The organism is Mesorhizobium sp. WSM4817, from assembly GCF_055811135.1.
In genome coordinates, this window is the sequence record NZ_JBVVQQ010000023.1 from 28,001 (window position 1) to 46,720 (window position 18,720).

The 18,720-nt window shown below is 63.3% G+C and carries 14 protein-coding genes; 6 read left to right on the top strand and 8 right to left on the bottom strand.

Features of this window, described 5'->3' with window-relative positions; all coding sequences use genetic code 11:
* Positions 1-4: 4 nt before the first annotated feature.
* On the top strand, positions 5-1,894 hold the full coding sequence (locus AC0L2K_RS26235; protein ID WP_473532736.1) for a CHASE2 domain-containing protein: 1,890 nt from the start codon (positions 5-7) through the stop codon (positions 1,892-1,894).
* A 363-nt stretch (positions 1,895-2,257) separates the two neighbouring features.
* Here the strand turns inward: AC0L2K_RS26235 and AC0L2K_RS26240 are convergent, their stop codons facing one another.
* The 5 genes from AC0L2K_RS26240 to AC0L2K_RS26260 form a co-directional block, all read right to left on the bottom strand.
* Positions 2,258-2,791 (bottom strand): dihydrofolate reductase family protein, encoded by a 534-nt coding sequence (locus AC0L2K_RS26240; RefSeq protein WP_473532737.1) that lies wholly within the window; start codon positions 2,789-2,791, stop codon positions 2,258-2,260.
* Positions 2,792-3,127: 336 nt separating this feature from the next.
* A complete protein-coding gene (locus AC0L2K_RS26245) occupies positions 3,128-4,789 on the bottom strand; it encodes a vWA domain-containing protein (RefSeq protein ID WP_473532738.1) in 1,662 nt (553 codons plus the stop codon).
* Between the two features lie 175 nt (positions 4,790-4,964).
* Positions 4,965-5,963, bottom strand: coding sequence for a GlxA family transcriptional regulator (locus AC0L2K_RS26250; protein ID WP_287055993.1), 999 nt, complete (start codon positions 5,961-5,963; stop codon positions 4,965-4,967).
* A gap of 19 nt (positions 5,964-5,982) precedes the next feature.
* Positions 5,983-6,882: a bifunctional methylenetetrahydrofolate dehydrogenase/methenyltetrahydrofolate cyclohydrolase gene (locus AC0L2K_RS26255; protein ID WP_473532739.1), complete on the bottom strand. Its 900-nt coding sequence runs from the start codon at positions 6,880-6,882 to the stop codon at positions 5,983-5,985.
* A gap of 123 nt (positions 6,883-7,005) precedes the next feature.
* Positions 7,006-9,198: a GumC family protein gene (locus AC0L2K_RS26260; RefSeq protein WP_473532779.1), complete on the bottom strand. Its 2,193-nt coding sequence runs from the start codon at positions 9,196-9,198 to the stop codon at positions 7,006-7,008.
* A gap of 197 nt (positions 9,199-9,395) precedes the next feature.
* Between AC0L2K_RS26260 and AC0L2K_RS26265 the strand changes: the two genes are divergently transcribed.
* Both AC0L2K_RS26265 and AC0L2K_RS26270 read left to right on the top strand, forming a co-directional pair.
* On the top strand, positions 9,396-10,691 hold the full coding sequence (locus AC0L2K_RS26265; RefSeq protein WP_473532740.1) for a lipopolysaccharide biosynthesis protein: 1,296 nt from the start codon (positions 9,396-9,398) through the stop codon (positions 10,689-10,691).
* A 454-nt stretch (positions 10,692-11,145) separates the two neighbouring features.
* Complete coding sequence (locus AC0L2K_RS26270; protein WP_473532741.1) at positions 11,146-12,294, top strand: alpha-hydroxy acid oxidase; 1,149 nt, start codon at positions 11,146-11,148, stop codon at positions 12,292-12,294.
* 100 nt (positions 12,295-12,394) lie between these two features.
* Here the strand turns inward: AC0L2K_RS26270 and AC0L2K_RS26275 are convergent, their stop codons facing one another.
* From AC0L2K_RS26275 to AC0L2K_RS26285, 3 genes are read right to left on the bottom strand one after another with little or no spacing between them, the layout of a single operon-like run.
* Positions 12,395-13,318, bottom strand: coding sequence for a DUF6492 family protein (locus tag AC0L2K_RS26275; RefSeq protein WP_473532742.1), 924 nt, complete (start codon positions 13,316-13,318; stop codon positions 12,395-12,397).
* Positions 13,315-14,145 carry a WecB/TagA/CpsF family glycosyltransferase gene (locus AC0L2K_RS26280; RefSeq protein WP_473532743.1) on the bottom strand — a complete coding sequence of 277 codons (831 nt, stop codon included), beginning with the start codon at positions 14,143-14,145 and terminating at the stop codon, positions 13,315-13,317. The genes AC0L2K_RS26275 and AC0L2K_RS26280 overlap by 4 nt, the downstream gene beginning before the upstream one ends.
* Entirely contained in the window at positions 14,142-15,314 is a 1,173-nt protein-coding gene (locus AC0L2K_RS26285; protein ID WP_473532744.1) for a glycosyltransferase, read from the bottom strand. The genes AC0L2K_RS26280 and AC0L2K_RS26285 overlap by 4 nt, the downstream gene beginning before the upstream one ends.
* Before the next feature lie 171 nt (positions 15,315-15,485).
* Between AC0L2K_RS26285 and AC0L2K_RS26290 the strand changes: the two genes are divergently transcribed.
* The 3 genes from AC0L2K_RS26290 (at position 15,486) to proC (ending at position 18,716) form a co-directional block, all read left to right on the top strand.
* A complete protein-coding gene (locus tag AC0L2K_RS26290) occupies positions 15,486-16,484 on the top strand; it encodes a glycosyltransferase family 2 protein (RefSeq protein ID WP_128247761.1) in 999 nt (332 codons plus the stop codon).
* Positions 16,453-17,772, top strand: a complete 1,320-nt coding sequence (locus tag AC0L2K_RS26295; protein ID WP_473532745.1) for an O-antigen ligase family protein — start codon at positions 16,453-16,455, stop codon at positions 17,770-17,772. Before AC0L2K_RS26290 ends, AC0L2K_RS26295 begins: the two co-directional genes overlap by 32 nt.
* 128 nt (positions 17,773-17,900) lie before the next feature.
* Positions 17,901-18,716 carry a pyrroline-5-carboxylate reductase gene (gene proC / locus AC0L2K_RS26300; RefSeq protein ID WP_287239923.1) on the top strand — a complete coding sequence of 272 codons (816 nt, stop codon included), beginning with the start codon at positions 17,901-17,903 and terminating at the stop codon, positions 18,714-18,716.
* Positions 18,717-18,720 lie beyond the last annotated feature (4 nt).

The following is an 18,720-nucleotide window of genomic DNA, read 5'->3' on the forward strand; positions in this document are numbered from 1 at the left end:
CTAAATGAGCGGGCGAGCGCTTCAGACGCTGATCGCGCTCGTTCTGGCGGGTCTTTGGGGGGCCGGCCTTGGCTTTGCGCACTGGCGCGGCAACATGTGGTCCCTCGATCGCGTCGAAGCAACGATGACGGATCTTCGAACGCTTGTTCGGGGAACCACAAAGCCGCCGGAGCTGATTACCATTATCGCCATAGACGACGAAGCGGTCCGAAACGATGGCCGCTATCCCCTCAGCCGTGCCACGCTTGCCCGGATTGTCGATACGATAGCTCGCTTTGGACCGAAAGCCATTGCGTTCGACCTGCTGCTGGTCGATCCCGGGACAAAAGATGATGATGAGGCGCTCGCGCGTTCGCTGCGTGGGACTTCAAGCGTAATCGCTGCTGCAGCGGTCTACTCGGGAGGTAAACAATCGATTGCAGTCGAGGGCGATGGCCCTCTCGCCCGAGTGCCGAATGCCGAGCGGTTTTTGTGGCCCCTGAAAGCGTTCTCGGATATCGCCGCTGTCGGCGTCGTGAACGTGGTTACCGACTGGACGGGAACGCCTCGGTTCGTCCCGTTGCTGTTTCGGGCCGGAAATCGGACTGAAGCGTCTTTCTCCCTGCGCGTTGCCGCCATGGCGGTGGGAGAGGATCCGGGAATAGCGCCCGACTATCTATCTCTGGGTGGACAGCGGATTCGGACGGACATTGGTCACATACTCCCTCTGACATTCTATGGCCCCCGCGGCACGATCCGCACGATCAGCGCCACGACGGTGCTGGGCGGCCAAGTCGATGGCGGCATTATTCGGGATCGAATTGTTGTGATCGGAGCAACTGCAACCGGCGCCGGCGATGTTTTCCCGACACCGTTTGATCCCGTGCTCCCAGGCGTCGAGGTCATGTCGACGGCCATTGCCCATCTGATGACCGGCGACGGCATAGTGCGAGATCAGTACGTTCGCCTTGCAGATGCCGGCTTTGCGGTGGTGCTGCCGGTGGTTCTTGTGGGGCTGTTGGCATGGCGTCGCAACGCCGTCGGCCTTGCAGCGATCGTCGGCGTGGTTGCGATCTGGTTCGTGGTCAATATGACCGCATTCTCACACCATATCTGGCTGAGCGCGGCGTTGCCGATGGCCGCCGCCGTTCCGCCGGCTATTTTGTTCGGGGCCGCGCAGCTTTGGTTGGGCAGGAACCAGGCCCAGTATTTCGCCACGCAGAGCGAATTGCTTCAACGAGTTCAGGCCCCGGGCTTTGCGGGGTGGCTTGCGGAGCATGGCGACTTTCTCCTGGAACCTGTCCGGAGGGACGCCGCCATCATATTCATTGACCTGTCCGGTTTCACCGGACTGAGCGAAACATTGGGGCCGAACGCCACACGCGAACTTTTGAACACGTTCCATGCGTTGGTGGACGAAGAGGTGACAAGATGCGGTGGCGTTGTCACGAATTTCATGGGTGACGGAGCCATGATCCTGTTCGGTCTACCGGAAGCAGCGACAGATGATGCCTTCAATGCTGCCCGCTGCTGCGCAGCGCTCTCCAGCCGTACCAGCAACTGGCTCGTCTCGCTGCCCGCATCAACTGCATCTAGGCTCGGCTTCAAGATCGGAGCGCATTACGGAACAATCGTTGCGTCGAGACTCGGTGGCAAAGGCCGTCAGCACATCGCGACGACGGGTGATACGGTTAACGTCGCCAGTCGCTTGATGGAGATCGCGGCCGACCAAAATGCCGAAGTCGCAGTGAGCGACGAAATGCTGCAAGTCGCCGGCCGCGACTGCGAGTTGTTCAAATCTGGTGCTCTGAGAGGACCTGTGGAAGCACAGGTCCGCGGGCGTTCAGGCTCGCTCGCAATCCGGCTGTGGCAGAGTTCGCAGACGCTGCAGGATACCAGGCCCCGTGAACAATGATGGTACCGGAATGTCTGAATGGCGCCCGTTTGGCCGCGACACTTCGAATCCTGCCTGAGGCCTCGGCCAGCCCGAACGGGAGATTCTGAAAAAAATCCGCATTGATGGAAGGCAGCTTCGGGTCATGGGCGTGAATTCGGCCGGGTGCGAACGAGCTTCCGCTTAGGGTGGTATCAGGCGCGAACGGCAGGTTTGGAGAAACGCAATGAACGTCGGCAAATGGCGCTCCTAAGCCGTTCGGCCGATCCCCGCCGAATGGCGATCCAGCTGTGTGCGTCAAGTCTGCAAAAATGGCGTGGCATTCAGCGGTGACGTTGGCGTGTCTTTCAACCTCAAAGCGGGCCTGGTCGGCGTGGTCTGTAATCAGGCAGGAACGTAGGTCAACCTGATGACTTCCCCGCCGATTCGCTCGCTGGCCGCAAGGCGGAGCGGTGGCCGAGAGCCGGCGAAGAAGGGCTTGCCGCGACCAAGCACCACGGGGTGAAGGTAGAGGCGGTATTCGTCGATCAGACCCATTTCGGTCAGGCTTTGCGCCAACTCTGGTCCGGAAGCGGAAATCTCTCCTGTTAGCTTGGCCTTTAGCCTGCGTATCACTACCTCGACGTCATCCGCGATAAGCGTGGCATTGGGACCGACCGACTTCAACGAGCGCGATACAACCCATTTCGGCTGGCGCCGCCACGCCGCCGCGAACTCGTGTTGCTCCGTACTCCACTCAGGACGGTCTTCGTCCCAATAGCGCATGGCCTCGTACATGCGGCGACCGTACACACTGCCGGTCAGGTCGCGCACGTGCTCTATCCAGTGACGAAAGAGCGCGGGAGTTGGCGCAGGCAATTCCTGGTGGTCGACATAGCCGTCGAGGGACTGGTTCATTCCGAATACGATCTTCGCCATGCTGCAAAATCTCCCCGTCGTGTCGGGTATACAAGACGAACGACAGCCAAGCGCCCCGACACATGCCCGAAATTTTTTCTTGTGGGGTCGTTACCCGGTTCTTGTCGCAAAATTCCCGAGTTTTGAATCGGTTTCGCGACTGATATTTGCGACGTCGCAAAACCGGATGTTCTGCGACGATCCAGCGAACAGAATGCTTTGCGAAATTTTTACAGCAAGCTAAACCGCGCGAAACGTCTGCGCCGCAGGCGAATATTGCGCTGCAAGATACTTGGGTTCCAATTTGGGTTAGGGGCGGGTCTTCACGACCACCTTTTTTTCAGACGTCGAATGTCCCTACTGCACCGTCAGTTCGGAACGCTCGCCGGCCTTGATGGTCACCGCGCTTTCCTTCGAGCTGTTGTCCGACTTCTCCGAAACGACCGCATACTCGCCGGCCGGCAGCGCCGCCTGATATTTCTCGTCAAAGGCGTAGCCGAGCGATTTGCGGTTGCCATTGATGTCCTTCTTCGCATCGAAAATCTCGATCTTCGAAGCTCCTGGCGCGGTGATCGCCAGCACGCCGGCATTGATGGCGATCTGCAGATCCTGATGCTCACCGGCCTTGACGCTGAACGGCTGCTCGACGACGGCAAGGTCGACCGTCGCCGTCAGCACATAGTCGTCGGGCGGCAGATCGAACTTGCTGTCGGGGCCATAGGCATAAGCCACCTCTTGCCTCGTTCCGTCGAGCTTCTTTTTTGCCTTGAACACCTTGAAGCCAATGCCCGAGCCGTCGGCCTTGTCGCCGCCGGCAATGTAGTAGGCGTTGGCAACGACATGGCCGACGCCGACGATGATATCCTTGTCGACGACCTTGCCGGCAGCGAGCGGGATGGTTTCGGTAACCTCGCCCTGCCCGATCCTGACCGTCACTTTCTGATCGCCGGCCGGCAACACCACCTTGGTGTCGCCATAATAGGTCGCCGGCATTTCAACGCCCGGATAGGCGATCACGACAGCCGCACCATCGGCCACATCCGCTCCCTCGCTTGGCCGCGGATGAATGATGAGCGTGCCGGCATCGAGCACGAACAGGGGCTTGTAGACCTGGCCCGCCTCGACCGTGATCTTCTGTTCGGTCCTGGCCTCGCCATGGCGCGCCACGACTGTGTAATCACCCGGCTCCAAATTGCCTTTATAAGCTCCGTATTCGGTGGCGACGTATTCGCCGCGCGTGCCGTCGGACTTCGCCTGGTGGATCTCCCAGGAATTGCCGTCGGTGAGGGGATCGCCGCCCTCGGCGAGCACCACGGCGGGGATGAAGTTGAACTCCGGTTTTTCCGGCGCGGCGGCCGGCTGCGGCGCCGGCGCTGGTTCGGGCGCCGGTGCAGGTGCGGCGGCGATGGTCTCGACCAGCGCGTCCTGCAGCGCCTTCTCATCCGACGCCTGGATGTATTTGCCGCCGGTGTTGTCGGCGAGGCAAGCAACCTGCCTGCCCTCGTCCGCGGTCAGGCCGAAGCCGACGACGTTTACGGTGAAGTCGACACCGGCAGCCCTCAGTTCCCTGCCGAGCGCGCAGGGGTCGCCTTTGCAGGTCTCGAGCCCGTCGGTGATCAGGATGACGGTGGCCTTGTCCTCGGTGTATTTCAGCGCCTCGGCCGCCTGCCTGACGGCTGATGTCAGCGGCGTCTTGCCGATGAATTTCAGGCTGTCGGCGGCAGTGGAAACAGCACCTGCCGAGCCAGCCTGCGGCGGCACGATGAGCTCGATGTCCTCGCAACTGCCCTTCTCCCGATGGCCATAGGCCATGAAGCCGATTTCCTTGTCGGCGGGGACCGATTGCAGCACCGTTCGCAGCGATTCGCGGGCGATTTCGAGCTTCGGCTTGCCGTCGATCTGCGCCCACATCGAACCGGAGGCGTCGAGAATGATGACGACACGGTCGGCGGCAAGGCCGAGCGTCGTCATCCACAACAGGAGCGCCGCCGCAACGATGCTCCGTGCAAGTCCCGCCATGAAATCTCCCCCGGTCAGTGACCAGTCAGTGGTCACCAGTTCGTCGCAGCCAGTCAGCTTCTGCCAGCCAGTCCATGCCCGCCAGTCCGTGCCGCCGGGGGAAGCTATTTGACGCCGCGTCAGGATACAAGCCCGGGCGCCGGGGCACGTGGCGGGGCTGACTGCGCCAAACCACTCAATATGTCGTGCGCCGCTCTTCGGAAGGCGGCCGGCCAAACTGCAGCCGATAGCTCTGGGCAAAATAGGAGTGCGAGGTGAAGCCGGTGGCGATCGCCACGTCGAGGATCGGCATGTTGGTCTGGCGCAGCAATTCGCGCGCCCGCTCAAGCCTGAGCCGCATGTAATAGCGGCCGGGCGTCACACTGAGGTGGCGCAGGAACAGCCGCTCGACCTGGCGCACCGACAGGCCCGCCGACTTGGCGAGCTGCACCGCCGACAGCGGCTCGTCGAGATGGTCGGCCATCAGTTCGACGATGCGCCGCAGCTTTTCCGATTTGCCGGTCAGGTCGCGCTCAGGGCCGACGCGCTGGCGGTCTCCGGCGGAGCGGATGCGCTCGTGCTGGAACTGGTTGGCGACGCCGTTGGCCAGGCTCGAGCCGAAATCGCCGCGCACGATCTCCAGCATCAGGTCGATCGAGGTGGTGCCGCCGGCGCAGGTGTAACGCTTGCGATCGATCTCGAAGACGTTGCCGGTGCAGTTGATGTCGGGAAACCGTTCGACGAAACCGGCGCGGTTTTCCCAGTGGATGGTGCAGCGATAGCCTTCGAGTTGGCCTGCCTCGGCGAGCAGATAGGAGCCGACCGACAGTGCGCCGAGCGCGTTGCCGCGCCGGCCCCAGCTGCGCAGCGCCGCCAGCACCTTGCTCTTGCCGGGAAACTCGGTCGTCAGCCCGACCGAGACGAAAAGAATATCGACCGGCGGCAGATCGGCGACAGCGTAGTCGATCTTGAGCGGCAGGCCGTTGGAGGCCATGACGGCATCGCCGTCGGCCGACACCGTCGTCCAGCCATAGAAGTCGTGGCCGAGCAGCCGGTTGGCCGACCGGAACGTGTCGATTGCGGCGGCCAGCGAGAACATGGAAAACTTGTCGACCAGCAGGAACCCGAACTGCCGGCCGCCGTGAATGGGATCATTGGCGACCGGCCGCTCTGGGGGAACAGTGAGGTTCGGCAAAGCTTTGGGCTTTCCAGGTTCAGAAAGACGGCCGTTTCAATCCGGCCGCGAGATAGGCGGAAGCTAGCGTGTTGGCCATCAGCATGGCAATGGTCATCGGTCCGACGCCGCCGGGCACCGGCGTGATGGCGCCGGCCGTCTTGGCCGCTTCCGCATAGGCGACGTCACCGACGAGACGGGTCTTGCCTTCGCCCTTTTCTGGCGCCGCGATGCGGTTGATGCCGACGTCGATGACGGTGGCGCCCGGTTTGACCCAGTCACCCCTGACCATTTCAGCTCTGCCGACAGCGGCAACGAGAATGTCGGCGGTGCGCGCCAGTGCAGCCAGGTCCTTGGTGCGGCTGTGCGCGATGGTGACGGTGCAGTTGGCGGCAAGCAGAAGATTGGCCATCGGTTTGCCGACGATGTTGGAGCGGCCGACGACCACCGCATTGAGCCCGGAAAGATCCTTGCCGCGCACACGCTCGATGAGCAGCATCGAGCCGGCCGGCGTGCAAGGCACGAACGCCGTCTCCAGTTCTCCGGTGCCGAGCTTGCCGACATTGATGAAGTGGAAGCCGTCGACATCCTTTTGCGGCGCTATTGCCTGGATGACCTTGCCCGCATCGATATGGCCAGGCAGCGGAAGCTGCACCAGGATGCCGTTGATGCCGGGATCGGCGTTGAGTTCGCCGATGATGGCAAGCAGTTCCAGTTCGGACATCTCGGCCGGCAGCGTGTGCTGGACGGAATGAAAGCCGCATTCCTTGGCGGTGCGGGATTTGGAGGCGACGTAAACCTGGCTCGCCGGATCCTCGCCGACGATGACCACTGCGAGACCGGGCTTGTGCGCGCCCTCTTCCATCAGTTCGATCGTCAGGGCCTTGACGCGCCGAACCACGCCTTCGGCAACGCTTTTTCCGTCAATCAACTCGGCCATCAACCACCCTCAACATCTTTCTGCTTCGGGCGGCATTCTCACGAAAATCCGACCGGGCAATCCCGTCAAAGCGCCGTCTTATGCCGCTAACTCGAAACCGATGGCTTTTATTCTAGTCGGCGCTCAGAAATAGCGCCGCGATCGGCTTTCGGTGAGTTCGCGAACCGCTTCGCGGAATTCGCGCAAGCTGGCTCGGATTTCCTCGATGGAGGCTTGCTGTTCAGCGGCTTTCGAAGCCTGATCTGCCTCGTCCGACGAGGCTCGCGGATACTGCTGCTGCGGATGAGGCACTTGCCCGGCATGGGGCGGAACGGGCGGCTGGTATGCTTTGTCTTCAATGGGTGTCCGGCGCTCTTCTGCCCTGCGGCGCGGCCGCGAATCGGCGGTTTCGCGCAGGCTCGCATAAGCGCCGCGCATGGCGCCGAGGCCGACACCGGAAGCAAGCCCCGCCAGCAGGCCGGCAAGCACCGTCATGGCGCGCGACGGTCCGTTCGGCTCGAGCGGGGCGAAGGCCTTGGAGATCACGTTGATGTTGGCGGTGTTGATGTCCTTCTGCTCGCCGGTCTCCTTGGCGCGGAGAAGATATTGCTCATAGACGGAGCGTTTGGCGGCGGCCTCGCGCTCCAGTTCGCGCAGCGTGACCAGGTCGCTGTTGACGTCGCCGCTGCGGACCTTCAACTGTGCCAGCCGGGAGGCCAGATCCTGTTCGAGCTGCACGGCGCGCCTCAAGTCGACCTGCAGCGACGAGGCGATGCGGCGCAGTTCCCCGGCGATACGCTCGCGCGATCCGGCAAGCTGGGCATTGAGCGCCTGGAGCTCGGGATGGCGCGGGCCGAGCCGGATCGCGGCGCGGTCGGCCTCCTGCTTGAGCGTCGCATATTGCGAGCGCAGCTCGCTCATGGTGTTGGAGTTGATCTCCTCCGGCAAGGTGCCGCTCAGAACCGAATTCACGTCGATCGAGCGCGCCGACGCCGCGCGGGCGTTAAGTTCCAGCGTGCGCGCGCGGGCGATGGCCAGCTGCTGGTTGAGCTTGAGCATCTCGTCGTCGCTGATCAAATGGCCTTGCGCGTCGACGAGGTCGTGCGCGGCCCTGAAATCCTCGACCTTGCGCTCGGCCACTTCCACGCCCTTGCGCAGCTCGTCGAGCCTGCCTGTCAGCTCGTTGGTCGCGCGGCCAGCGGTGTCGGACTGGATCTGACCGAAGGTCTGCAGAAAAACATCCGTCATCGTGTTGGCGATCAGCGCCGACTTCTCGCCATTTTGCGTGGTGGCGCCGACGGAGATGACAAAGGTCTTGCCGCCGCGCTCGACCGAAAGGCTCTCCGCCAGATTGGCGACGGCCAGCGCACGGCGGCGGCCTTCACCGGCAGCCGGCCCGTCATTGCGCGACAGGACCGACCGGATGAACGTCATCATCCCTAGGCCATCGGAATCTTGCCCGTTGAACTCCGGATCATTGACGAGATTGAGCTTGTCCACGACCTTGTTGAGAACGGTGCCGGAGGTGAGCACGCGAACCTGGTTCTCGACGATGGCCAGCGTCGCGTCGGACGCAACCACCGATTGCGTGAGGTCGCGGTCGGTGAGCTTCAGGTCGCGCGGGTCGACGATCAGCTCTGCGGTGGCTTCGTATTTCTTCGGCGTCGACAGCGCGATGGCGACGCCAAGCGTGGCGCCCAGTATCGTCATGGCGACGATCAGCAGCTTCGAGCGGGCAATGCCGCGGACGACCTGCATCGGATCGATCAACGGCTTCCATTCGTGTCTGTCGTCATCCTGACGGGAAGACCGCCGCTCGTCATCTGCATATCCGGGTTCGGGTGCGGCGTATCTAGGCTCGAACGCGGCGTATCGAGGTTCGAACGCGGCGTATCGAGGTTCGAACGCGGCGTACCGAGAATCGGCATTGGAACGCCGGTCCTCGGAAACACCGGCAGCAACCGGCTTCTCCCGCGGCCTGGCTTCCGCATGGTCCGCTTCAACGGGCTCGTCGGTCTCAGGCGGCATCCGGGCGGCCGAGGCCGATGCATCCTCGGCTTGAAACCGGCTTGTTTCATCGTTTGCCGATAACTCCGGAGTCACCCAGCGTTCCGGGGTCGCCGAGGGCTCCGGGTTTGCAGAGAGTTCCGGATCCGCCCGCCCCTCGCGGCGTAAGCGCGCGAGACGATGGCGCGTTGCGGCATCCTCGCGCCATGACGGGTCTGCCCGGTCCCCGATCGCAACCAGCGATGGTTCTTCTTCGCCGCGCAACGCCTGGCCGAGCGCCAGCAAGGAGCGCTCGCGCTTCCAATCTTCACGGTTTTGCCTGTCGACCATTGTCGTGGAGCTTGCCCTTTGCGGCTTGGACGCGCGGTCAGCCATTCGTTAAACCACGCTAAACAAGCATAGGAAACAAAAAGTTAATTTCCCTGCCTTGAAGACAAGGTTTCCCTCATGGGTTGTGCCCTTCCTGAAAGCATCGAAAAGCGCCCAGAACCGCGCGTTAAACTTTCCGGCCTATGCTGTCCCGACACATGACTCAGGCTGGCAACGTCCCGCAAAAACGGCCTCTCGCCCGGATCGGCGCTTTCGTCGCCGAGCGACGGCGGCTGGTTCGCGACTATCTTTCGGCGATCAGCGGCGCGGGCGGGCGGCTGGTGTTTTCGCTCGCCTATTTCATCGCGTTGGCCAACACGCTGTCGATCGCCGAGTTCGGCATGTTTGCCACCGCTTCAGCGGCCGGCGTGATGCTGTCGCGCATCCTGGCCTTCGGCTTCATCTCGGCGCTTTACCGAACCGCCACCATCCGCCCCAATCTGATCGGCACCTTCACGGCCGGCTTCCTGCTGTTTGGCGCGATATCGCTGCCATTGCTGGCGGCCGCCTCCTACGGCGTCTACCTGGTCTTCTTTGCCGGCACCGTGCCGCTATCGGTCTTTGCGGCGATCGTGTTTGCCGAGGCGTTGCTGTGGCGGCCGGTCGAGGTGGCGCTGATCGTCAACAACGGCCTCGGCAAATTCGGCCGCGCCGCCCTGCTGACGATCCTGGCGACGGCCTTGCGGGCGCTCGGCGCCGTGCTGTTCATGTTCGCGGCGCAGCCGACCATAGGAGCCTGGTCCTGGTATTACATCGGCACCAACGCCGCCTCGCTGCTCATCGCCTTCGGATTTTTCTATCCGCGCCAGCGGCTGCGGCTGCGGCTGGCGCTCTATCTGCGGCGGCTCGCCGATTCCATCTACGTGGCCGGCGCAGAGGTGCTGTTCTACCTGCAGATGGAATTCGACAAGCTGCTGGTGCTGGCGATCGGCGGTCCGCACCTCGCCGGCATCTATGCCATCATCATGCGGCTGGTCGACCTGACGGCGATCCCGATCCGCACCTTCTCGATGATGCTGGTGCAGCGCATGATGCGGGCACCGGAACTTTTGTCGCGCCTTTCGGTCAAGAGCGGTATCGAAGGCGGCGTGTTCGCGGTCTCGACGCTGGCGCTGGCGACACTCGGCATCGTGCTGCATTTCTTCCCCAACGCGCTGGGCAGGAATGTTGCGGAGGCCGCCCCTTTGGTGGCGCTGGCGATCTGCGTGCCGGGCCTGCGCAATCTCGTCGAATACCAGGCCGAGCTTCTGTTCGCGCGCGGCCAGACGCTGGTGCGGGCGATCAACCTGGCGCTGCTTGCCGGGCTGAAGGCGGTGCTGCTGACCTATGTGCTGACCCATATCCTGGACACACCCGATCTGGTGCTGTCGCTCAACGTCGTCTTCCTGCTGCTCTATCTCGCCTCGGCGCTGCTCACCTACTCGGCGATGCGCAGGCCGGCGAAGCCGGTCTAGGTCGACCAGCTGGCTGCCGTCGATGCCGAGATGGGATGGACACTTCGATTCGTTGGCAGTAGTCGCTGGCGATGGGACGCCACAAATGATCACGCGTGGTTTACAGGTGAAGGCCGTTATAGCAATCAAGCTCCAAAATGGGGGGAGTTCTACGAAGTGATCGGCGACGGCGGGGCAGTCGACGAGCCCGATTGGGGGGTTCTGTCGTCGGACAGTCCGACATCACGGCATTTCTTGTTCTATTTTCGAGATGAGACCATCGAAATTGTGGTCGTTCACTCGAAAAATGCCGGGTGTCGGGTAGCGGCGAGCCTTGCCGCCGCTTCTCCAGAGCAACATTCGCACCACGATTGCTACCGGTTTGTTGCGGCCGTTTATCGTTCAGCCCGCGTCAGTTAGGCATCGCGCAGCAGTGTGCTATCGAGCAGATGACCCGGGCCAATAGAGTGATGAGATGCGTCTGAGGAATTGCCACAACTTCCATGACTTCCGCAGCATGGCCAGCCAGCGCCTTCCCCGACCGATCTTCAACTACATTGACGGTGCGGCCGATGACGAAGTCACTTATCGACGCAACAGGGCTGCCTTCGATGACTGCGACTTGGTACCGAATGTCCTGCGCGGCGTGACCAACGTGGACATGTCGGTGACCGTTATGGGCCAGAAGCTAGCGATGCCGGTCTACTGCTCGCCAACGGCGCTTCAGCGCCTGTTCCACCATCAGGGCGAACGTGCGGTGGCGGCAGCAGCGGCGAAATATGGCACGATGTTCGGCGTCTCCTCGCTCGGCACCGTCAGCCTCGAAGAGGCGCGCCAGATCAGCAATGGGCCGCAAGTCTACCAGTTCTACTTCCACAAGGACCGCGGATTGAACCGTGAGATGATGGCCCGGGCCAAGCAGGCGGGAGTAGAGGTGATGATGCTGACGGTGGACAGCATCACCGGCGGCAACCGCGAGCGTGACAAGCGAACGGGGTTCGCTATTTCCTTCAAGCTCAACCTCGCTGGCATCGCGCAGTTCGCGGTCAAACCATCATGGGCGATCAACTACTATATGCATGAGCGGTTCCGGCTGCCACAGCTCGATGGCCATGTCGACATGGGCGGCGGCGCGATGTCGATCAGCCGCTACTTCACGGAGATGTTGGACCCCTCCATGTCGTGGGGCGACGTTGCCGAGATGGTGCAGCACTGGGGCGGACAGTTCTGCCTGAAAGGCATCATGTCGGTCGAGGATGCCAGGCGTGCGGTCGAGATTGGTTGCACCGGAATTGTCCTCTCCAATCACGGCGGTCGCCAACTCGACGGCTCGCGTAGCGCGTGCGACCAGCTTGCCGAGATCGTCGATGCGGTGGGAGACAGAATCGATGTGATGATGGATGGTGGCGTGCAGCGCGGCACCCACGTGCTCAAGGCCCTGTCGCTGGGCGCAAAGGCCGTCGGATTGGGCCGCTACTACCTTTTCCCACTGGCGGCCGCCGGGCAGGCCGGCGTCGAACGCGCGCTGGAATTGATGCACATCGAGATTGAGCGGGGCATGAAGCTGATGGGCTGCACCTCGGTCAACGAGCTCACGCGACGGAACCTGCGCTTCCGTCAGTAACAGGCGACTTCCCACCCTTTCATCACCTCCTACCGGGGTAAATGGGAAGGTCGGGGGCCTAAGCCCGGTCGTTAAAGGGCGATGAGTTTTGATCCTCGGACTAATCCAGCCCGATCAAGCGACGTATGCGGCCGACGTCGGTGCCGATGAACGACTGCATGCCGATGGCCACCTGTTGCGGCGCCATGGCGGCGACGAAACGGCGGAACTCGTCATCCGACAGCGCCTCGCCCGTCCAGTGGACGCGGCAGAACTCCTCCGAGCCATGGAAATGGCCGGCGCCGGCGAGCACGTCGTCGACATAGCGGCCGTAGATCATGCATTCGGAGAATTTGCGCGCCGCACCGACGACTTCGACCCAGTTGCGGCCATGGATCGTCTCGATCCGCGCGCACAGCGCCGTCACGGTTTCGCGGCGCCAGGCAATCAGCGTCGAAATGTAGTCGTGGGTCGAAACCTCCGATGGCTCGATGCCAAGCGCCGAACCGGCATTGCGCGACCAGATGCGATGCTCCTCATGACCGTCACCAGACAGCACGCCGTCGCGGCGGAACAGCCGCACCTTGCCATCGCGCCAGAAGGCGCTGTAGTCGAAAGGTTTTAGGAACGCCACGTCGGAATCGCAGAAGACCAGCACGTCTTCGCCGGCATGCGCCGATATCGCGATGCGGCGAAGCTGCTGCACATGCCAGCCGCGCAGCGGCTTGGTCTTCAGGCTGAGCCAGATGCGTCGGCGGAACAGGCTGAGCGGATCGTCGAAGGCATGCAGCCAGCGCGGCAACAGGTCCCGCTCGTCGACGATGGTGCGGCGATTGTTCTCCAACTGACGAAACAGCGCCACGTCACGATGCTCGACAAGAATATAGTGGTGCGCCACGCCGGAAACGTAGCGGTCGATTGTGTCGCACAGCAGGCGGCAGCGCTCCAAATCCGGCGCATAGCTTGCCGTCACGACCGCCGCCGTCGGCGCCCGGGGAAGGAAATCAGCCTCGGGATCAGGGCTCGGCACGAACCGGTTGTTCAATGATCTGCTCCGGGGCCCGCTCCGGGGCCTGCTCTGGGGCGAGTTTTGGCAGGAGCGGGCCTGCGCAAGAATTTCTGGCCGATGACGCGCCACAGGAACAGGGGATTGCCGACCACATAGCGGCGCCAGAGACGGCCCGGTTCGATCCACAACCGAAACAGCCATTCGAGCCTGAGCCGGCGCATCCACAGCGGCGCCCGCGGCACCGTGCCGCTCAGGAAATCGAGCAGCGCGCCGACGGCGATCGGCAGCGTGCAGTGGCGCGCGTCGATGTGACGCGCGATCCATAATTCCTGGCGTGGCACGCCCATGGCGACAAGCAGCACGTCCGGCCGCAATCTGGCGATGCGATCGACGATTGCCGGCTCCTCGGCGGGAGAGAAATAACCGTCATGGATGACGACGAACCGGTGCTGCAACGCGAGCGCTGCCAGCTTCTTCGACGCCGCCTCGGCGTTGACACGGGTCGCGCCGAGCAGCCCCACGGTCAGCGGCCTGGCGGACGCCTGCAGGAAGGCAGGGATGAAATCGGTGCCGTTGAGATTGTCCGGAAACGATGCTCCGTAAAGCAGTTTCGCCGCCAGATCGACGCCGACGCCGTCCGGCAGGATGAGAAAATTGTCGAGCGCCTCGGCAACGACCGGGTCCGTATAGGCGACATTGGCGTTGTGCGCGTTGAGAAAGGTGACCTTGGTGAAGCGCCGCTCTGCAATCAACCGGGTCAGGTGCGCGACCGCATCGTCCCAGCGGATGGCAAGGACCGGGATGCCCAGGATCGATTTCAAGCTGTCGGCCCCGAAAACGGCGCGGGCGTTGTGCACATTCATGCAAACATCTCCTGGCCGACACGCCCGAGCTTTTCCAGGCCGAGCCTGATTGCGGCATCGAGCGCCTTCAGCTGCCGGCGGTGGAAAGCGCTGCCGTCGACGTCCCCGACATCAGCCACTGCTGCTTCAAGGGCGCCGGCGAAGGCGACCGGATCATCGGTCACCACGCAATTGACCGGGCGATGGTCGATGCCGCGCAGCGAATGGCTGGTGGCGACGGAAGGCAGGCCGAGCTCGAAGGTTTCGATGGTCTTGAGCTGCACGCCGCTGCCGGAGGTGCTGATCAGCGGGATGACGGCGGCGCTGCGCACGAAAGCCTGCGCGTCCGGCACGCGGCCGACGAATTCGACGCCGGGATGCGCGGACGCGAGGCCGGACGGCATGCCGCCGGCAATCCTGACCCGGAAATCGGGCCTGAGATGCGGCACTACCTTTTCCAGGAACCAGTCGAGGCCGATGCGGTTCGGCTGCCAGGTCCAGGTGCCGATCAGCGCCGCGTCGCAGTCGATGCGGCGCGGGGTTTTTTGCACCGGCGGCTCGGCGCAGGTCACCAGCGGCAGCACCGCCGAACGGTCGTCGGAGGCGACGCCGAGCGCTGAGCGATCTTCCTCGGCCAGCGTGAAGACGAAGCGTGCCCGGCGGCAGAGCCGTTCTTCCACAGTCTTGAGCAGCCTTGCCTCACGGCGAAACAGCAGGCGCTGGAAAAGGCCGCGGGCGGCAGCGGCGTTCTCACGCGCCGAACGATGCTCGACATTGTGGGCGACGAAGATCGACGGCCGGTCGCCGAAAAGCCTTTCGAAGGCGCCGGCGAACTGCACGGAATTCAAGACGTAGCCGTCGAAAGGGCCGGCGCGTTTGACGGCGGCGCGGACCTCGCTGTCGTTGACCACGCGCAGCTTGACCGACGCGAAAGTGAGGTCGGAGAGCATCGCCCTTGCAACCCAGGCGAGCTTTTGCAGCGATGAGGCGGTTTCCGTGCGCACATCGACGGCGCCGAGTACGATGGTGTTTTGCGGATCGCTCGCAGGCTTGCCCGGCCAGGTGAAGCCGATCACCGTGACCCGCGCGCCGGCGCGCCGCAACGCGGCGATGATCGCGGCATTGGCGATCTCGTAGCCCGAGGCAAGGGCCCCGTCGGGCACGATCGATGTGGCGAACAGCAGATGCATCTCACCTTCCAGCGCTGATTGGTTAGCAAGGCGCGGTGAAGCCTTGATTAAGTGAAGCTATCTGGTGGCCCGGCGTTGCCGATTTGCCGGCTTGTCCGCGAAGGTGATTAACGAAACGTTATCACCGCGATGCTATCGAGAGCCAAACTCACCATCCCGGGCTGGACACGGATGATCCCTTTGCCATCGGACGGATCGGTATCGATCGCAGGGCGGTCGCCGGGACTTGTCGCCGCTGCTGTCGAGGCGGTCGTTACGCTGCCGACCTTCAAACGGCCCGAGCAACTGCTGGCGACGCTGGCATCGCTCAAGGCCCAGGAAACCGGCAGACGTTTCGCAATCATCGTCATCGAGAACGAAGCCGAGGCGCGCGCCGGCGCCAGGGCGGCGCTGCCGCTGTTCGAGGGCGGCGACATCCCGGGCATGGTGATCGTCGCGCATGAGCGCGGCAATTGCAGCGCCTACAATGCCGGCTGGCAGACGGCTATCCTCCACTTTCCTGACTTCAGCCACCTGCTGGTCATCGACGACGACGAGATCGCCGATCCGCAGTGGCTCGAGCGCATGTGCCATGCGGCCGAGACGCTCGGTGCCGATATTGTCGGTGGCCCGCAAATGCCTGTGTTTGCCGACGCGGCCCATGCCAGTTGGGCCGAGCACCCGGTCTTTGCGCCACCTTATCGGCAGACCGGGCGGGTGCCCGCGCTGTATTCCTCCGGCAATTTGCTGGTCGGCCGCAACGTGCTCACCGCCATGGGGCCGCCCTTCCTCGACCTGAAATTCAACTTCATGGGCGGCGGCGATTCCGATTTCCTGAGCCGGGCGGCACAAACAGGTTTTGTGCTTGGCTGGTGCGCCGAAGCGCAAGTGCATGAAACAGTTCCGGCCCGGCGCATCGAGGCCGACTGGATCCGTGCCCGCAGCCTGCGCAACGGCGTCATCTCGACACTGGTCGAGAAGAAGAAGCGGGCCGGCACGCCGTTCGCCGGCACCAGGGTTTTCTTGAAGAGCCTGGCGCTGCTTGCCGTCTCGCCGTTTCGCGGCGCGGCCAGGCTGGCGCGGACGCGGTCGTTGGCGACGGCCTTATACCCAATCCATGTCGCTGTCGGCCGCGTGCTTGCCGAATTCGGATACGCCAATGAGCAATACCGGCAGCCTGAGAAGAACTGAACGCGCGCCGCTCAGCGCGGCCTTCACACGCGACGGTGTCGCGACTGCGGTCGCCGCGCTGCTGTTCACCGTCATCCTGGTGTCGTTCCGTCCGTTCCAGCCGGCCGGCGCCGCAACGACCGGCGATGGCGGCGACATCGTCAACCAGCTCGGCTTCGGCTCGCTTGGCGCGATCTCGGTCTTCTCGCTTATGGCTTTTGCCGACCCGCGCGTGGTGCGCTCGCTGCTCAGCCCGTCCTGGCTGCTGATGCTGGCTTTCCTGATGTTCTCGGTGGTGATGGCAACCGATCCGCCGTCGGCCATGCGCGCCGCCTTCTTCACGCTGATCGGCATTTTGACGATGGTGACGATCCTAGCGCTTCCGCGCGACGCCGAAGCTTTCTCGAAAGTCATCATCTTCACCATCGTCGTCGTCATGGGCCTGTCCTATATCGGGCTCATCGTCTTTCCAAACGAGGCGCTGCACACCGCCGCGTCGCTGGAGCCGGAACATGTCGGCCTGTGGCGCGGCGTGTTCACCCACAAGAACATCGCTGGGCCCGTCATGGCCTGCTTCAGCTTCGCCGGGCTGTACCTCTACCGGCGCGGACAGCGGCTCTGGGGCGCATCGATCTTTTGCGCAGCGATGATCTTCATGCTGCACACCGGTTCCAAGACGACGGCCGGACTGGTGCCGTTTTCGATCCTGATCGTCGTGCTGCCAAGCCTGATCGGCATGCGGCTTGGCACGCCGATCCTGTTCGCGCTGGCCATCATCGCCGCAGCGATCGGCACGCTGGGCATCGTCTTCCTGCCGCCGGTGAAGCATCTGGCGGCACTCTATTTCCCCGACCTGACCTACACTGGGCGCACGACTCTTTGGGAGTTCGCCGGCGAGATGCTGGCGAAGCGGCCGTGGACCGGCTATGGCTTCGAGAGCTTCTGGGGCACGCCGCTGCTGTTGAACCAGGACCAGCCATTCGACCGCGCCTGGGACATCAGAACCATCGTGCACGGCCATAACGGCTATCTCGACATCGCGGTGCTGATGGGCATCCCGGCTTTGTGCGTGGCGGTCTACACGTTCCTTGTCGCGCCGCTGCGCGATTACATGCGCATTCCCTTGCGCAAGGAGAACATCTATCTGGGCGACTTCTTCATGATGGTGGTGCTGTTCGCAGCGCTGAACGCCTTCCTTGAAAGCTTCTTCTTCCATCGCGCCGACCCGGTCTGGCTGTTCTTCGTGTTCGGCATGTTCGGACTGAGGCAAGTGTCGCTGCGGCCGATGGCGGTTCGTGGTCCGTCCTGATCCTCCGTCCCAACAGGGCTTCCCCGCCCCGCCACGAACGTCTATGGGAAGCCATCTTTTGGTTTGAGCATCGGATTTTTGCCAAAACCGGTACCCACTTTTGGGTCCGATGCTCTGCGGAGGCTCCAATGACGATCAAGCTTGTCCTCGCCGGTTGCGGCAATATGGGCTACGCCATGCTTTCCGGCTGGCTGAAATCGGGCAAGCTCGCCGCGGCGGCGGTTTTCGTGGTCGAGCCCAATGCCGATTTGCGCAAGCGCGCCGAAGCGCTGGGCTGCAGTGCTGCCGCGGATGCCGGCGGCATTCCGGCAGACGCGGTGCCGGCCCTCGCCGTCATTGCGGTGAAGCCGCAAGTGATCCGCGACGTGACCGCCGCCTACAAGCGCTTCAATGATGGCCGCACCACCTTCCTCAGCATCGCCGCCGGAACGCCGGTCGCCACTTTCGAGGCCATTCTGGGCGATCGCGCGCCGGTCGTGCGCTGCATGCCCAACACGCCGGCGGCGATCGGCAAGGGCATGATGGTGGTGTTTTCCAACCGGCTGGTCTCCATCGATACGAATCGTTTCGTTGCTGATCTGCTTTCGGCGAGCGGTGAAGTGACCGATATCGACGACGAGGGCCTGATGGACGCGGTGACGGCGGTGTCAGGGTCTGGCCCGGCCTATGTCTTCCATTTCATCGAAGCACTGGCGGTGGCTGCCGAGACGGCCGGGTTGCCAGCCAAAACCGCCAGGCTGCTGGCCGTGCAGACGGTCTATGGCGCCGCCTCGCTCGCCGCCGAAAGCGGCGAAGATCCGGGCGTGTTGCGCCAGCAGGTGACCAGCCCCAACGGCACAACGGCCGCCGCGCTTGCCGTGCTGATGGGCGAGGACCGGCTGACAAAACTGCTCACCGAAGCGGTGGAGGCGGCGCGGCTGCGGTCGATCGAGTTGGGGAAGTAGCGGC

Coding starts and splice junctions, on each gene's coding strand:
- AC0L2K_RS26235 (WP_473532736.1), top strand. CDS start 5: ATGAGCGGGCGAGCGCTTCAGACGCTGATCGCGCTCGTTCTGGCGGGT.
- AC0L2K_RS26240 (WP_473532737.1), bottom strand. CDS start 2,791: ATGGCGAAGATCGTATTCGGAATGAACCAGTCCCTCGACGGCTATGTC.
- AC0L2K_RS26245 (WP_473532738.1), bottom strand. CDS start 4,789: ATGGCGGGACTTGCACGGAGCATCGTTGCGGCGGCGCTCCTGTTGTGG.
- AC0L2K_RS26255 (WP_473532739.1), bottom strand. CDS start 6,882: ATGGCCGAGTTGATTGACGGAAAAAGCGTTGCCGAAGGCGTGGTTCGG.
- AC0L2K_RS26260 (WP_473532779.1), bottom strand. CDS start 9,198: ATGGTCGACAGGCAAAACCGTGAAGATTGGAAGCGCGAGCGCTCCTTG.
- AC0L2K_RS26265 (WP_473532740.1), top strand. CDS start 9,396: ATGACTCAGGCTGGCAACGTCCCGCAAAAACGGCCTCTCGCCCGGATC.
- AC0L2K_RS26270 (WP_473532741.1), top strand. CDS start 11,146: ATGCGTCTGAGGAATTGCCACAACTTCCATGACTTCCGCAGCATGGCC.
- AC0L2K_RS26280 (WP_473532743.1), bottom strand. CDS start 14,145: ATGAATGTGCACAACGCCCGCGCCGTTTTCGGGGCCGACAGCTTGAAA.
- AC0L2K_RS26285 (WP_473532744.1), bottom strand. CDS start 15,314: ATGCATCTGCTGTTCGCCACATCGATCGTGCCCGACGGGGCCCTTGCC.
- AC0L2K_RS26290 (WP_128247761.1), top strand. CDS start 15,486: ATGATCCCTTTGCCATCGGACGGATCGGTATCGATCGCAGGGCGGTCG.
- AC0L2K_RS26295 (WP_473532745.1), top strand. CDS start 16,453: ATGAGCAATACCGGCAGCCTGAGAAGAACTGAACGCGCGCCGCTCAGC.
- proC (WP_287239923.1), top strand. CDS start 17,901: ATGACGATCAAGCTTGTCCTCGCCGGTTGCGGCAATATGGGCTACGCC.